The 15,772-nt window shown below is 60.2% G+C and carries 14 protein-coding genes and 1 pseudogene; 8 read left to right on the top strand and 7 right to left on the bottom strand.

The genetic code is table 11. From position 1 onward, the window contains the following. Positions 1–18 precede the first annotated feature (18 nt). Positions 19–162 carry a hypothetical protein gene (locus ABMC88_RS14485; protein ID WP_349577606.1) on the top strand — a complete coding sequence of 48 codons (144 nt, stop codon included), beginning with the start codon at positions 19–21 and terminating at the stop codon, positions 160–162. Positions 163–285: 123 nt separating this feature from the next. Continuing rightward, positions 286–1,281, top strand: a complete 996-nt coding sequence (gene gap / locus ABMC88_RS14490; RefSeq protein WP_349577607.1) for a type I glyceraldehyde-3-phosphate dehydrogenase — start codon at positions 286–288, stop codon at positions 1,279–1,281. A gap of 3 nt (positions 1,282–1,284) precedes the next feature. Here the strand turns inward: gap and coaD are convergent, their stop codons facing one another. The 3 genes from coaD to ABMC88_RS14505 all read right to left on the bottom strand — a co-directional run bounded on the left by coaD (position 1,285) and on the right by ABMC88_RS14505 (position 3,262). Continuing rightward, positions 1,285–1,779: a pantetheine-phosphate adenylyltransferase gene (coaD, locus tag ABMC88_RS14495; protein WP_349577608.1), complete on the bottom strand. Its 495-nt coding sequence runs from the start codon at positions 1,777–1,779 to the stop codon at positions 1,285–1,287. Positions 1,780–1,851: 72 nt separating this feature from the next. Next, the gene (locus ABMC88_RS14500; protein WP_349577609.1) at positions 1,852–2,286 is read right to left on the bottom strand and encodes a CBS domain-containing protein; all 435 of its coding nucleotides are present in this window, start codon (positions 2,284–2,286) and stop codon (positions 1,852–1,854) included. A 64-nt stretch (positions 2,287–2,350) separates the two neighbouring features. After that, positions 2,351–3,262: a LysR family transcriptional regulator gene (locus tag ABMC88_RS14505; RefSeq protein WP_349577610.1), complete on the bottom strand. Its 912-nt coding sequence runs from the start codon at positions 3,260–3,262 to the stop codon at positions 2,351–2,353. 156 nt (positions 3,263–3,418) lie between these two features. On the opposite strand from ABMC88_RS14505, the gene ABMC88_RS14510 reads away from it, so the two are divergent. From ABMC88_RS14510 to ABMC88_RS14530, 5 genes and pseudogenes are all read left to right on the top strand, one after another. Further along, positions 3,419–4,918: a CoA-acylating methylmalonate-semialdehyde dehydrogenase gene (locus tag ABMC88_RS14510; RefSeq protein WP_349577611.1), complete on the top strand. Its 1,500-nt coding sequence runs from the start codon at positions 3,419–3,421 to the stop codon at positions 4,916–4,918. Positions 4,919–5,091: 173 nt separating this feature from the next. After that, a complete protein-coding gene (locus ABMC88_RS14515; RefSeq protein ID WP_349577612.1) occupies positions 5,092–6,234 on the top strand; it encodes an acyl-CoA dehydrogenase family protein in 1,143 nt (380 codons plus the stop codon). An 11-nt stretch (positions 6,235–6,245) separates the two neighbouring features. Next, a pseudogene (locus tag ABMC88_RS14520) lies at positions 6,246–7,262 on the top strand (3-hydroxyisobutyryl-CoA hydrolase); the annotation flags it as partial. A gap of 27 nt (positions 7,263–7,289) precedes the next feature. Further along, positions 7,290–8,174, top strand: a complete 885-nt coding sequence (mmsB, locus tag ABMC88_RS14525) for a 3-hydroxyisobutyrate dehydrogenase (protein WP_349577701.1) — start codon at positions 7,290–7,292, stop codon at positions 8,172–8,174. A gap of 79 nt (positions 8,175–8,253) precedes the next feature. After that, on the top strand, positions 8,254–9,591 hold the full coding sequence (locus ABMC88_RS14530; RefSeq protein WP_349577613.1) for an MmgE/PrpD family protein: 1,338 nt from the start codon (positions 8,254–8,256) through the stop codon (positions 9,589–9,591). Here ABMC88_RS14530 and uvrA read toward each other — a convergent pair whose 3' ends face one another. From uvrA to ABMC88_RS14545, 3 genes are all read right to left on the bottom strand, one after another. Continuing rightward, entirely contained in the window at positions 9,592–12,465 is a 2,874-nt protein-coding gene (gene uvrA / locus ABMC88_RS14535; protein WP_349577614.1) for an excinuclease ABC subunit UvrA, read from the bottom strand. Between the two features lie 81 nt (positions 12,466–12,546). Next, positions 12,547–13,701 (bottom strand): MFS transporter, encoded by a 1,155-nt coding sequence (locus tag ABMC88_RS14540; protein WP_349577615.1) that lies wholly within the window; start codon positions 13,699–13,701, stop codon positions 12,547–12,549. Next, the gene (locus ABMC88_RS14545) at positions 13,701–14,264 is read right to left on the bottom strand and encodes a methyltransferase domain-containing protein (RefSeq protein ID WP_349577616.1); all 564 of its coding nucleotides are present in this window, start codon (positions 14,262–14,264) and stop codon (positions 13,701–13,703) included. Before ABMC88_RS14545 ends, ABMC88_RS14540 begins: the two co-directional genes overlap by 1 nt. A 235-nt stretch (positions 14,265–14,499) precedes the next feature. On the opposite strand from ABMC88_RS14545, the gene ABMC88_RS14550 reads away from it, so the two are divergent. Further along, positions 14,500–15,351: a DUF4394 domain-containing protein gene (locus tag ABMC88_RS14550; protein WP_349577617.1), complete on the top strand. Its 852-nt coding sequence runs from the start codon at positions 14,500–14,502 to the stop codon at positions 15,349–15,351. Between the two features lie 58 nt (positions 15,352–15,409). Here ABMC88_RS14550 and ABMC88_RS14555 read toward each other — a convergent pair whose 3' ends face one another. Then, a complete protein-coding gene (locus ABMC88_RS14555; RefSeq protein WP_349577618.1) occupies positions 15,410–15,766 on the bottom strand; it encodes a hypothetical protein in 357 nt (118 codons plus the stop codon). Between the last annotated feature and the right edge of the window lie 6 nt (positions 15,767–15,772).

Below are 15,772 nucleotides of genomic sequence, written 5' to 3' on the forward strand. Positions count from 1 at the left end.
AGGGATAAGGGCCGCGTCATGACCAACAAGATTGCATTTGTACTGGCGCTGATCATCATCGGGGCCATCGCTGTCGACTATGTCTATTACGGCACTGAACACGTTGTGTTCCTCGCGAAAAAGATGACCGAGCTGATCGAATGGCTGGCCTTTTGGCGCTAGGCGATCCCGCATTCCCAAGCTGACGAAACAGGACCCCAGCTTTAGGTTGCGAAATCTGGCCTGCGGCACTATATCTGGCGCGAACACGCATGTTAGCGCAAACAAACTGGAAATAGGTGCGATATGACAATCAAGGTTGGAATTAACGGATTTGGCCGGATCGGGCGCAACGTGCTGCGCGCTCTTGTGGAAACGGGCCGCGACGATATCGAAGTGGTTGCGATCAACGATCTGACCGCCCCCGCCACCAGCGCGCATTTGTTCGAATTCGACAGCGTGCATGGCCGTTTTGGCCGCGATGTTGCTTTCTCGGACGGTGTGATGAACGTGGGCCGCGGCCCCATTCGCCTGACCGCCGAACGCGACCCCACGAAGCTCGATTGGGGCGATGTGGACATCGCGATGGAATGCACGGGCTTTTTCCGCAGCGCCGAAGACGTCAGCCTGCATTTGCAAAACGGCTCTGACAAGGTACTGCTGTCCGCCCCCGCCAAGGGCGAGATGAAGACAGTGGTCTACGGTGTGAACGACGATATCATCACGGCGGATGACACGATCATCTCCAACGCCTCTTGCACCACCAACTGCCTTGCCCCGCTGGCGCTGTCCTTGCACGAGGCCTTCGGCATCAAACGCGGCTACATGACCACTGTACACAGCTACACAGGCGACCAGCCGGTGCATGACACGGCCCACAGCGATCTCTACCGTGCGCGTGCGGCGGCGATGTCGATGATCCCGACCACCACCGGCGCGGCCAAGGCCGTGGGTCTGGTGCTGCCGCAACTTGACGGCAAAATCGCCGGCACCGCCATTCGCGTGCCGACGCCCAATGTCTCTTGTGTGGATCTGGTGGTCGAGCTTGACCGCGACACAACCGAGGCCGAGGTCAACGCCGCCCTGACCCAAGCCGCCACAGGCATGAACGGCGTCATGGCCGTGACAGAGCGGGAGCTTGTCTCGATCGACTTCAACCACGACCCGCACAGCACGATCGTAGCCCTAGATCAGACCGCGATCCAGCAAGGCAATATGCTGCGCGTGCTGGCGTGGTACGACAACGAGTGGGGCTTTTCCAACCGTATGCTGGACACGGCCACCGTGATGGCCCGCGCCTAAACGCTATTTGGCGAAACGGGCCAACAGGGCTTCATTGATGCGGGGTGTCACGAATTTGCTGACATCCCCGTCAAGCCGCGCAATCTCTTTCACCAGCTTGCTGGCAATCGCCTGATGCTGCGCCTCGGCCATCAGAAAGACAGTCTCGATGCTGTTGTCTAGCTGGCGGTTCATGCCAACCATCTGATATTCATATTCAAAATCTGCCACAGCCCGCAGGCCGCGCACGATCAGGCTGGCGCCGACGTCTTTGGCGCAATGGATCAGCAGGTTCTCGAACGCATGTACGACAATCTCGATCCCTGTGGTCTCTGCCAAGACGGCACATTCGGCCTCAACCATCGCGACCCGCTCTTCGAGCGTGAACATCGGCCCCTTGTCGCGGTTGATCGCGACCCCGATGACGAGCTTGTCCACCATCGATGCAGCGCGGGTGATGATGTCTATATGTCCCAATGTGATGGGATCGAATGTGCCGGGGTAGAGGCCAACGCGCATGTGCCGCGCTCCTTTAGGTAGGTGTAATTTTCACCCCAAGCAAACATGCACAGCCCTAAGATGCAAGAGCCGCTAATGCCCGCGGATCATCCCCTCCAACGCGTCCTTTTCCATCGCAAGCTCGGTCAGCCGCGCCTTGACCACATCCCCAAGAGAGATCAGCCCGACCAACGCGCCCTCCTCGACCACAGGCATGTGGCGAAAGCGACCCTCGGTCATTTTTTCAAGAACCACGTCAGCACGCATTTCACGCGTGCAGGTGACCAGTTTGGTGGTCATGATCTTGCTCACAGGTTCTGCCAGACAGGCGGCACCGGCCAGACCGATTTGCCGCACGATGTCACGCTCGGACACAATACCATCTGCGGCTACGCCATCGCGTGAAACCAGCAATGTACCGATGCGCCGCTCCGAGAGCATCTGTGCCGCCGCTCCGATGGTGACAGATGGCAGGGCCGTGACGACTTGATCATCGGCTTTGGATTTCAGGATTTGGGACACTAACATTGATCATCCTCCCATGGCGCAAGCTGCAGTGTCCATCAACCTTCGCGTGCAAAGGTATCCCCTGTCAAGCCACAGGTGCTGCTTTCGCCAATTGCTCCAGCCGCGCCACCTCGGCCCGCAGGCCCGCAACGATGCGGTCCGCAAATCGCGCAAGCCTTTGATTGCGGGCGTCATCCGCGTGGCGGATCAGGTAGAACGCCCGCGTCAAACTAACTGCATCGGTCAATATCCGCCGCACGTCTGGTGCAAACGGCAGGCTGAAATCATGCACCACGCCCACACCCGCCCCTTCACGCACCATGTTCACCTGAACCGAGACAGAGTTCGACGCTAGCGCCACCCGCCCTGCCCCCAGATCCGCCAGATAATCCAGCTCGCGGTCAAAAATCATGTCGGGGATATATCCGACCATCTTATGCGCGCCCAACTGCTCCAGTCGCTCGATCGGGCCATGTTCCGCCAGATAGCCCTCCGAGGCAGCAAGATGCAGCTTGTATTGCGTTATCTGCCGCACAACCAACCGCCCCGCGGTGGGCGCACTCACCCCGATGGCCATATCCGCCTCACGCCGCGTCAGGTTGAACACCCGCGGCAAAGCGACAATCTGGATGTCCAACCCGGGATTCTCCCGCCCGATTTCCGCACAGACCCGCGGCAAAAGAAAGTTCGCACAGCCATCAGGCGCACCAAGACGGATTTGCCCGCTCAACGTCTCGCTCTGCGCCACATCCCCGAGCGAGGCCCCCCGCACCGCCTGCTCCACAGCCCCTGCACGCTCCAACAGCGCCGCACCTGCCTGCGTCAACGCATAGCCCTGCGGCGACTTCACAAATAACGCCACCTGCAACTGCTTTTCCAACCGCGCCATCCGCCGCCCCAATGTCGCAGGGTCCAACCGCACCATACGCCCGCCCGCAGACAGGCTCTGCTCCCGCGCCACCGCCAGAAACAAACGCAGGTCATCCCAATTCTGCACGAGCGTCCCCTTTCTTTATTTTGCCCTTAAACTCAATCCCGCAGCCTCGTCCCGCGCATACAGACAAAAATGCAAAGCGATTTTGAATTCTTGCCCCTATCCTCCGCCTTTTTGCAAGACTAGACTGCGCTCAAACACAAACACAGGAGAGACCCCATGCAAGAGCTCACCCACTATATCAACGGCGCCCATGTCAAAGGCACGTCCGGCCGCTTTGCCGATGTGATGAACCCCGCAACGGGCGAAGTGCAGGCAAAATGCCCGCTGGCCAACAAGGAGGAGATGGCCCAAGCCGTGGCCTATGCCGCCGCCGCCCAGCCTGCATGGGCCGCCACCAACCCGCAGCGCCGCGCGCGGGTGATGATGAAATTCGTAGGTCTGCTCAACGACAACATGGACAAACTGGCCGAGGCTCTCTCCCGCGAGCACGGCAAAACCCTGCCCGATGCCGCAGGTGACGTTCAGCGCGGGCTGGAAGTTGTGGAATACTGCATCGGCGCGCCCGAATTGCTCAAAGGCGACTACACCGATTCAGCGGGCCCCGGCATTGATATGTACTCCATGCGCCAGCCGTTGGGTGTAACCGCCGGCATCACGCCCTTCAACTTTCCCGCCATGATCCCAATGTGGATGTTCGCCCCTGCGATCGCCTGTGGCAACGCGTTCATCCTCAAACCGTCCGAGCGTGACCCTTCTGTGCCCCTGATGCTGGCCGAGCTGTTGGAAGAGGCAGGCCTGCCCAAAGGCATCATTCAGGTGGTGAACGGCGATAAGGAAGCCGTCGACGCGATCCTCTATGACGACGTGATCCAGTCAGTCGGCTTTGTCGGCTCGACCCCGATTGCGGAATACATTTACGGCACAGGCTGTGCGCAGGGCAAACGCGTCCAGTGCTTTGGCGGCGCGAAAAACCACATGATCATCATGCCCGACGCCGATATGGCGCAGGCGGCTGACGCGCTGATTGGTGCGGGCTATGGTGCCGCGGGGGAACGCTGCATGGCGATTTCCGTGGCCGTGCCCGTGGGCGAGGAAACCGCCGACCGTTTGATCGCCGAATTGGTCCCGCGCATCGAAAGCCTTAAAGTCGGCCCCTACACCTCTGGCAACGACGTAGACTATGGCCCCGTTGTGACAGCAGCGGCCAAGGCCAATATCGAACGTCTGGTGCAGACAGGCATCGACCAAGGTGCCGAGCTGGTTGTCGACGGGCGTGACTTCAAATTGCAGGGCTATGAGGACGGGTTCTTTGTCGGTCCCCACCTCTTTGACCGCGCAACCAAAGATATGGACATCTACAAGCACGAGATTTTCGGCCCCGTGCTGACCTGCGTGCGGGCGCAATCCTACGAGGAGGCGATTGGCCTTGCGATGGACCATGAATACGGCAACGGCACCGCGATTTTCACCCGTGACGGTGATGCAGCGCGTGACTTTGCCAACCGGATCAATGTGGGCATGGTGGGCATCAACGTGCCGATCCCTGTGCCGCTGGCCTACCACACCTTTGGCGGCTGGAAGAAGTCTGTCTTTGGCGATCTGAACCAGCACGGGCCCGATGCGTTCAAGTTTTACACACGCACCAAGACCGTGACAGCGCGCTGGCCTTCGGGGATCAAAGAGGGCGGTGAGTTCTCTATTCCTGTGATGGAGTGATCCGTGTTCTCCCTCGCGACTTATAGCGCGGGTTGAGAGTACGGGATTGAGTTTAAAGGCAAAATAAAGAGGGGGCGGCGTGGATGATCTGCTGCCCCTCTTTGGTATCGGGGTTGAAAAACTGGTGTAAGGATTGCGCCGTAGGGTTGGCCCGCAACATTTGGGAGGATGATATGGATTTTGCGCTGAGCGAAGAACAGACGGCGATTTTTGATATGGCCTATGCCTTTGGGCAGGAGCATATCGCGCCCCATGCGCAGGCATGGGAGAAGGCGGAGACGATCCCGAAAGAGCTGTGGCCGAAAATTGCCGAACTGGGGTTTGGTGGCCTTTATGTATCCGAGGACGCAGGCGGATCGGGCCTGTCGCGGCTGGACGCGACTTTGGTTTTCGAAGCCTTGTCGATGGCCTGCCCTTCTGTGGCGGCGTTTTTGTCGATCCATAATATGTGCGCAAAGATGCTGGACAGCTTTGCCGCGGATGAGTTGAAGGCGCGGATCATGGATGATGTTTTGTCCATGAAGACCGTGCTGAGTTATTGTTTGACCGAGCCGGGGTCAGGCTCCGATGCGGCGGCGCTGAAGACCCGTGCAGAGCGGACGAACGAGGGCTATAGCCTGAACGGCACCAAGGCGTTTATCTCGGGCGGGGGGTATTCGGATGCCTATGTCTGCATGGTGCGCACGGGCGATGCGGGGGCTGGCGGTGTCTCGACTGTCTATGTGGAGAACGGGACAGAGGGCCTCAGCTTTGGCGGATTAGAGGATAAAATGGGTTGGCGCAGCCAGCCAACGGCGCAGGTGCAATTTGACAATTGCAACATTCCAGCAGGAAATCTGGTGGGCGACGAGGGTCACGGTTTCAAATATGCGATGAAAGGGCTGGATGGCGGGCGATTGAACATTGCCGCCTGTTCGCTGGGTGCAGCGCAGACTGCTTTGACCAAAACGCTGGACTATATGGGCGAGCGCAAAGCTTTCGGCCAGTCGATTGACCAGTTTCAGGGCCTGCAATTCCGACTGGCGGATATGGAGATCGAGCTGTCGGCGGCGCGTGTCATGCTGCGGCAGGCGGCGTGGAAGCTGGACACGGGTGCGGCGGATGCGACCAAGCATTGCGCCATGGCCAAGAAATTCGTGACCGAAGCGGGCAGCCGCGTGGTGGACCAGTGTTTGCAGCTGCATGGCGGCTATGGCTACCTTGCCGATTACGGCATCGAAAAGCTGGTGCGGGATTTGCGCGTGCATCAAATCCTTGAGGGTACGAACGAGATTATGCGGGTCATTGTCGCCCGCGACATGCTGAAAAACCGTTAAGGAACAAAGTGATGAGTGACATCGATATCCGTGTGACAGGCCACGCCGGGCGCATCACGCTGAAACGGCCAAACGCGCTCAACGCGATGACGTACGAGATGTGTATGGCCATCGATGCCGCGATGCTGCGCTGGCACGATGATGACGCGGTAGCACTGGTGGTGATCGATGCCGAGGGGGATCGCGCCTTTTGCTCGGGGGGAGATATTGCCGATTTGTACGCCACTGGCACGCAAGGCGATTTTGCCTACGGGCAGAAGTTCTGGGCGGATGAGTATCGGTTGAACAACTTGATCTTCAACTACCCCAAACCCGTCGTCTCCTTCCTGCAAGGCTTTACCATGGGGGGCGGTGTCGGCATCGGCTGTCACGGGTCACACCGGATTGTGGGCGAGAGCAGCCAGATTGCCATGCCCGAATGCGGCATTGGTCTGGTCCCTGATGTAGGCGGGTCCTTGATGCTGGCGCTGGCCCCTGGAAGGTTGGGAGAGTACCTGGGGATAACTGCGGCACGCATGGGGGCCGATGACGCGATTTATGCGGGCTTTGCAGACACCTACATACCACAACTCATGTGGACAGATTTGATTTCTCAACTGGAAACCTCAGGGGATGTGGCTTGTTTGCAGGGTGCTGCGCAGACGGCGCCCGCAGGCAAGTTGCGCGGCCAGCAGGAGCAGATTGATGCGCTCTTTGCGGGTGAGGCGCTCAATGACATCACCCAGCTGTTGCGGCTTGATCCCTCGCCCTTTGCGGCGGAGTGTTTGAAGCTGATGGGCCGTAATGCGCCTTTGTCGATGGCCTGCACCGTCGAGATCATCCACCGTTTGCGCGGCCCGTCCCTCACGATGGAGCGGACGCTGGATCTGGAATACCGCTTTACCGCCCGCGCGATGGAGCATGGTGATTTTCTGGAGGGCATCCGCGCCGCGATCATCGACAAGGACCGCAAGCCGCAATGGCAATACGCGGATACGGATGTGCCCCCCGTCGCGGTGTCAAAGATGCTTGCGCCTTTGGGGCAAAATGCACTGAAACTTGAGCGGGAGACAGCTATGACCACCTATACAATCGGCTTTATAGGCCTTGGCAACATGGGCGCGCCGATGGCGCAGAATCTGGCCGAGGCAGGCCACACCGTGAAGGGATTTGACACGGCAGGGACCACGGCGCAGGGCGTATCCGTTGCCGCCACGGCGCAAGCGGCCTGCGAAGGGGCGGATTTCGTGATTACCATGCTGCCCAACGGTGCGATCTTGCGCGCGGTTGCGGCGCAAATTTTGCCTGCGATGGCGTCGGGGGCGACGTTGATCGACTGCTCGACCGTGGATGTGGAAAGCGCCCGCGATGTGGGTGCGCAGGCGGCTGCGGCGGGGATTGGATTTGTGGATGCGCCTGTGTCGGGCGGCGTAGGCGGAGCGGCGGGCGGCACGCTGACCTTTATGGCGGGCGGCACCGATACGTCCTTTGCCGCGGCCAGCCCCCTGTTTGACGTTATGGGCCAAAAGGCCGTGCATTGTGGAGAGGCAGGCGCGGGCCAAGCGGCGAAAATCTGCAACAACATGATCCTTGGCGCGACGATGATCGCCACCTGCGAAGCCTTTGCTTTGGCTGACAAACTGGGGCTGGAGCGGCAAAAGATGTTTGACGTGGTCAGTACGTCTTCGGGCTATAGCTGGTCGATGAACGCTTACTGCCCTGCACCGGGTGTGGGACCGCAATCGCCCTCGGACAATGACTATGCCCCCGGTTTCGCGGCCGAGCTGATGCTCAAGGATTTGGGGTTGAGCCAGCAAGCGGCTGAAGCGGTGGACGCCGACACGCCGATGGGTGCGCTGGCCCGTGCGCTGTATGCGCAATTTGTCGAGGATGAGGGCGGTCTGGGCAAGGATTTCTCGGCCATGTTACCGCGTTTCGCCGCCCGCGGGCGCGATGCGTAAAACGCGACGAGGTCGTAATCGGGCGATCACAGGGACGATCCACGGCTAGGCTGATCATGCCACAGCCAAGGATCGCCCGATGCCCCAGCCCTTTGACCAATTCGCCGCCACGCTGACCTATGACGACCTGCCCGATGACGTGCTGTGGACGCTGCGACGCTCGTTCACCGATACGGTGGGCACGGCGGCGGTGGGGACAACCACGCAGATGGCCGATATCGCGCGGCGCGGGGCGCGGGCACTGTTTGGCGTCGGCGGTGCGGGGGCTGCGCGGATCATGCTGGACGGCACTGCCGTGAGCCCTGCGGGGGCGGCAATGGCGGGTGCCTTTACCGTGGATGCGATTGACGCCCATGACACAACCTCACCCGCGCAGGGCCATGCGGGGTCTGCGGTCTTCCCTGCCCTTTTGGCCTTCGCCGATGCCTCTGCGGTGCCTGTCACAGGCCGCGACTTCATGCTCTGGCTCGCCATCGCTTACGAGGTAAGCTATCGTGCAGGTCTGGCGCAACATGCCACCTGCGCGGACTATCACACATCGGGGGCGTGGACCTCGACGGGGATCGCAGTGGCCGTGGCGCGGGCCATGGGGCTGAACCGCGCGCAAATCCGACACGCCGCAGGCATTGGCGAATTCCACGGGCCGCGCAGCCAGATGATGCGCTGTATCGACCACCCTACCATGCTGCGGGACGGTGTCGGCTGGGGGGCCCCTTCGGGGCTAAGCGCAGCCTATCTGGCGCGTGAAGAGTTCACGGGCGCCCCAGCGCTCACCTGTGAAGACGCACCCGAGTTCTGGCGCGATCTTGGCACGGTTTGGCGCACGGTCACCGATACCGCGTACAAGCCCTATCCCTGCTGCCGCTGGGCGCATCCCGCGATTGATGCGGCGGCTGGGCTGATGACACAGCACGGCGTAACCCACCAAGACATTACACGGGTCAAGGTGCGGACTTTTCACAAGGCCACGCGGCTTGCGGGCCACACCCCTAAATCATTGGATGAGTTCACCTATTCCATCGCCTTTCCATTGGCCTGCATGATTGTGCGCGGCCAGATCGGGCTGGAAGAGTTGCAGCCCGAGACGCTGCAAGACGCCGACATCCTGCGCATCAGCACCGCGACCGAGCTGATCGACGATCCGCATTACACCAGGATTTCGGTGGGGACCCGCTGGGCCGAGGTGGCGTTGCATCTGAACGATGGCCGCACCCTCACCAGCGCACCCCATTCACCGCGTGGCGACCGCGACAGACCGCTGAGTGACGCGCAGATCGCGCAGAAATTCCATCTGTTCAGCGATCCCGTGTTGGGACGGGCGCGGGCGGAGGAAATCTACGACCTTACGGGCCGCTTCGACAGCCTCGATGCGACAGGCTTTGCCCGCTTGCTGGACCTGTGCCTGACCGCGCCCTAGCTATTCCGCAGCCTTCACGCTGCGAGCCGCCAGCATGGGCTTGAGGTATTTACCGGTATAGCTTTCTGCCACCTCGGCCACCTTTTCAGGGGTGCCGGTAGCGACCACCTGACCGCCGCCGTCACCGCCCTCAGGCCCGATGTCGATGATGTGATCGGCGGTTTTCACAACGTCGAGGTTATGCTCGATCACCACGACAGAATTCCCCTGATCGACCAATTCATGCAGCACTTCCAACAGCTTGCGCACGTCTTCAAAATGCAGGCCCGTCGTGGGTTCATCCAGAATATAAAGCGTGCGACCCGTTGAGCGTTTGCTCAACTCCTTGCTCAGCTTCACGCGCTGCGCCTCGCCGCCCGATAGGGTCGTCGCCTGCTGTCCGACCTTGATATAGCCAAGCCCCACGCGCATCAGCGCATCCATTTTCTCACGGATGGACGGTACGGCGGCAAAGAAGGTCTGCGCGTCTTCAACAGTCATATCAAGGACATCCGCGATGCTCTTGCCCTTGAACTTAATCTCAAGCGTTTCGCGGTTGTAACGCGCACCCTTGCAGGTCTCACACTCGACATAAACATCGGGGAGGAAGTGCATTTCGATCTTGATGACACCGTCGCCCTGACAGGCCTCGCACCGTCCGCCCTTGACGTTAAAGCTGAACCTACCGGGTTTATACCCCCGCGCCTTGGCTTCCGGCAGCCCCGAGAACCAATCGCGGATCGGCGTGAACGCGCCCGTGTAGGTCGCAGGGTTCGAGCGTGGCGTGCGCCCGATGGGGCGCTGGTCGATGTCGATGACTTTATCCAGATGCTCCAAGCCTTTGATCGTCTGACAGGGCGCAGGCGTCTGCCGCGCGCCGTTCAGATTCATCGAGGCGGTTTTGAACAAAGTCTCGATCGTCAGCGTGGATTTGCCCCCGCCCGACACGCCCGTCACACAGACAAACTTGCCCAGCGGGAAATCGACGGTGATGTTTTGCAGATTGTTGCCGGTGGCCTTGACCACTTGCAGCTTCTTCTTGTTGCCCTTGCGGCGTTTGGTCGGCACGGCAATCTCGCGTGCGCCCGTCAGGTATTGCCCCGTGACCGAGTTGGGATCGGCGGCGACTTGCTCGGGCGTGCCGTGGCTCACGACTTGTCCGCCGTGCACACCAGCCCCCGGTCCGATGTCAAAAACATAGTCTGCTTCGCGGATCGCTTCCTCGTCATGCTCGACCACGATCACCGTGTTGCCTTGATCGCGCAGGTTTTTCAGCGTCAGCAGCAGGCGGTCGTTGTCGCGCTGGTGCAGGCCGATGGACGGCTCGTCGAGGACGTAGAGAACCCCCGTCAGACCCGAGCCGATCTGCGAGGCAAGGCGGATGCGCTGGCTCTCACCGCCACTTAATGTACCACTTGAACGTGCAAGCGTAAGATATTCTAATCCAACGTTATTGAGGAAACCCAGACGCTCTCGAATCTCCTTCAAAATCGCCCTGGCGATCTCGTTTTTCTGCGGTGTTAGCGCGTCGGGGACTACGTTGCACCACTCCCATGCCTCACGGATCGACATCTGCACTACTTGGCCCGCGTGCAGCAGGTGATCGTCCTTGCCGATCTTCACGGCCAAGGCTTCGGGCCGCAGGCGGTAGCCTTCGCAAGTGCCGCAGGGACGGTTATTCTGGTAGCGCTCGAACTCTTCGCGGATCCAGTTGCTGTCCGTCTCGCGGTAGCGACGTTCCATATTGGGGATCACCCCTTCGAACACACGCGAAACCTCGTAGACGCGGCCGCCTTCGTCATAGCGGAATTTGATCTCTTCCTTGCCAGATCCATAGAGGAAGACCTTTTGGATTTTGGGATCAATGTCTTTCCATTTGGCGGATTGGCTAAAGCCGTAATGCTTCGCTATCGCCTCGATCGTCTGTTTGAAATAGGGGCTTTTACCCTTGCGCCACGGAGCCAGCGCGCCGTCATAGATTTTCAGGTTCTGGTCGGGCACCACGAGGCGTTCGTCAAAAAACAGCTCTTTGCCCAAGCCGTCACAGGACGGGCAAGCGCCAAAGGGGGCGTTGAACGAAAACAGACGCGGCTCGATCTCGGGGATGGTGAAACCGCTGACGGGGCAGGCAAATTTCTCGGAGAAGGTAAAGCGTTCAGGCTCGCCTTCGCTGGGGGCTGTCTCAAGGATTGCGATGCCATCGGCCAGATCAAGCGCTGTGCGCAAGCTGTCGGCCAGCCGCGTCTCGAGCCCCTCGCGCACCACAATGCGATCGACGACAACATCAATGTCATGGCGGAACTTTTTGTCCAGCGTCGGTGGCTCGTCCAGCTCGTAGAACTCGCCATTTACTTTGACCCGCTGAAAGCCGGTTTTGCGCAGCTCGATGAACTCTTTTTTATACTCGCCTTTGCGGTCGCGGATGATCGGGGCCAGCAGATAGGCGCGGGTCCCCTCCTCCATTGCCATGATGCGGTCGACCATATCCTGCACCTGCTGGGCATCAATGGGCTTGCCCGTGGCGGGGCTGTAGGGGGTGCCCACACGCGCAAACAGCAGGCGCATATAGTCGTAAATTTCGGTTACGGTCCCGACTGTCGAGCGGGGGTTTTTGCTGGTTGTCTTTTGCTCGATCGAGATGGCAGGCGACAGGCCCGAGATGTGATCCACATCGGGTTTCTGCATCATATCAAGGAATTGACGGGCATAGGCGCTGAGGCTCTCGACATAGCGGCGCTGCCCTTCGGCATAGATGGTGTCGAACGCCAATGACGATTTGCCCGAGCCCGACAGCCCCGTGATCACCACCAGCTGGTCGCGTGGAATATCCACGTCGATCCCTTTGAGGTTATGCTCGCGCGCGCCGCGCACTTCGATGTTCTTCAGCTCAGCCATGGTCGGACCCCCGTTATTCTTACCTCACATAGGGGCGCGAGCGGGATTCTCCAATGGCAAAATGCGAACAAAGGGTAAACATCATGCGTTTCTGCGCAGGCGTGCCAGAAACAGATGCAATATCAACCCGGCAACAAAGGCGCCCCCCGCCAGTGCGGGCAGGCTCAGATAGCCCCAACCGGCAAGGGCCAGCGCCATGACCGGCGTGCCCAACGTATTGCCCAGATTGCCCATTTGCGCCATGGCTCCGTTGGCTTGGGTTTGCGTGACAGCGGTGTGGTTGAGCTGCGGCACCGCGGCAAAGCTGGCCCCTTGGATCAACCCCAACGCGCCAGCCAGCGCGAGGCAGGCAAGCGGTCCCGCAGGCGCGACCCAGAGCCAGAGCATACAGGCGGCGGACAGCGCAAAGCCCAGCATGACCACCTGCACCGCGCCCATCCTCCGCAACAGCACAACGCCCAGTGTCATCGACACGGCGATCGACACCAGCGGCATTGCCCCCATGACCAGCGCACGGACCGACGGGTCCAGAAACGGCGGCAACACGGTCAGGACCGAGACAAAGCAGAAGGTATAGAACAGCCACCCTGCCGCAGGGGCAACGATATGCGCCGAGCGGTAGATCGCCAGATGGGTGCGGGTAATCGCGGACAGCGACAGCGGCGGCACTGCGCCCTCGGACGGCAGGCTGCGCAACCGCGGCGCCAGATACAGCGCGAACACTGCCATATAAAGCGCATGCACAGCGAAGAGCGCCGGGATACCGGCGATGAGCGCAAAGGGCCGCCCGCCCCACGCCATCACCGCAAAGGCCACGCCAAAGAACGTCCCCCAAAGGGTCAGGGCTGTTCCGCGTTGTTGGTCGGTGGCGATTTGCGCGATCAGGGTCGGCGCGGCCACGACAATGGCCAGATGAGAGATGCCCTCGACCAGCCGCAGGCCCAACATCACAGGCAGTGGCGGCAGCACCGCCTGCAAGCCCGAGATCACAGCCCCCAGCCACAGCGCGCCCAACAACGCCCGCCGATACCGCACCCGCGCCACCAGCATTGCCGCGACTACGCCCAGCACGATCCCCACACCGCCCACGATCGAGACAAGCCAGCCCAGAGCCGCGCCACCCTCGGGGTAGACCCCTGCCAGCAGGTCATAAATCACAGATATTTTGGCATATTGCATCGCCGCACCCAGACCCGCACCCCACAGGGCCCAGATCAGCGGCCATTCCCGCGCCACTAGCTGCGCTCGGCCATAGCCCAGGCGCAAATCGGCATCATGGGATCGTTTTCGATGTCATCCTCGCCCTCGACGTATTCGGGGGGCCATTTCTGCTCCAGATTGCGCTGTGCCACGTGGCGGTTGCCCCATTGGAAGGTCTGGATCAGATCCTCCTCGAAACCGCATTCGATCAGCAGGTTTTTGAGGCCGCGGGCCGACCAGCGTGAATTATCCATGGGTGCCGCGTGGAACGGCACGTGGAACGGCACGGCAACCCAGAACTTGCCGCCTTTCTTGAGCATCTGGCGCACATGTTTTGTCGCCACATAGGGTCGGTCCAGATGTTCCCACACCTGATTGGCAAGGATCAAATCAAACTTGCGCGGCTTGCCTGTTTCGGGGTCCAGATAGGGGCCCGCGCAGATGTCATACTCCGGATAGCGAAACTGGGTATATTCTTTGAAATCAAATTGCTCGCCATAGTGGCCCGATACCTCGGCCACCTTTAGGCGGTGCGGTTTGAGTTCCTGGATCATCCGCCGCGAAGCGGGGCCCATGACGACGCGATTAAGACTTACCATGGGCTGACTATGCCAGTGCATCTTGTGCAGGGAAAGGTTTAAAACTGGCCGCGCGAAAGGTTAAACCTCAGCCCGCGAACGCCCGTTTTCCGCCTGCTGAGCGCACTGTTCCTAGATCACGCAGAACCAAGTTCAACCCTGAAAAATCAAAAGAAACCGCGCAACCTTTTGCGAGAAGGCCGCGTTAGACAATTAGTGGCAAGACGCTGCTGGACTAGAAAAGGACGAAACAACAATGACCTACAAAACACTCACAACCGCTATTGCAATGACCGCTCTTGCACCCGCTGCATTTGCTGATGGGCATGCCTCGCTGACTGGCTATGGTTTGACCGACGATGGCGCTGCGTTGGCTGTGTTTGCGGACATGACGGCCCCTGACGGCGCGGAAAAAGTAATGTTGAGCGGCGGCACAGTAGATGCCATCGCCTACCGTCCCGTCACCGGTGATTTGATGGGCTTTTCGAAGACCGGCAAAGTGTATGTCATCGACACAGCCACTGGCGAGCTGACCGATACCGAAGCCAGCTTTGCCGAAGACGTTGTAATGGGCAACGACGCTCCGGTTGCGTTCGACTTCAACAACAAAATTGACGCTGTGCGTGCGGTATCGGGCGACGGGGTAAACGTTGTCTACTTCCCGACCGATTTCGGCGATGACCGCGCGAACTCTGTACTGCGCTTTACCGATCTGGCCTATGCCGAGAACGATGTGAGCGTGGGCATCACGCCGATGATTTTCGCCAACGCCTATACCAATGCGGTGAATGGCGCGAAGCAAGAGACGACTGCGCAATACGCGCTGGACGCGGGCACGGATACGCTTGTGACGCTGGCCAACAACGCGGGCACGCTTGAAACGGTTGCTCCGCTGACACTGGACGGCAAAGCGGTGGATGTCGCAGCCGCTGGCGGGTTCGAGATCATCTCGGCGGAAGCGGGTGCGGATACGGCTATTGCCCTGCTGCAAACCGAAGGCAGCGATACGACCGGCCTCTACCAGATTGATCTGGAGACAGGCGCACTGACCCTGATGGGCGACACAAAGATGAGTGGCTTTAGCGGCTTTGCAGCCAAGATGAACTAAGCCGACACTAGCCAATTCAGGCTGCGTGGGGCGTGCGGTGCAAACCGTGCGCCCCTTGCTATATCCGAGCCGTGACTTCTATCTGATTGCGTGGCCTTTGCAGGTAGACCGCGAATGGCGCGGGCCCTGCCCCGCATTGCAGCAAAAAGAACACCGCGACCAGCACGCGCCAGCCGCGCAATCCCGTCGATACAATCGGCGGACCATCGGCCAGCACATGCGCCGCGTCAAAGGCGTCGCGTTCCAGCACCATCACACGCGCCCCGCCAAAGGCGATGGCCGCGTGGGAATGGTTGGTCGCCATGTGGAATATATCCACCATGGCCCAGATGCCCGCCCCGCCCAGCTTTGCCATCACCAGCGCGACCGCAAATGGCCCTTCAACACGGGCGATGGTGGTCAGTTTGTCTGGCATCGGGTG

The sequence above is a fragment of the Sulfitobacter aquimarinus genome (assembly GCF_040149565.1).
GTDB lineage: Bacteria > Pseudomonadota > Alphaproteobacteria > Rhodobacterales > Rhodobacteraceae > Sulfitobacter > Sulfitobacter aquimarinus.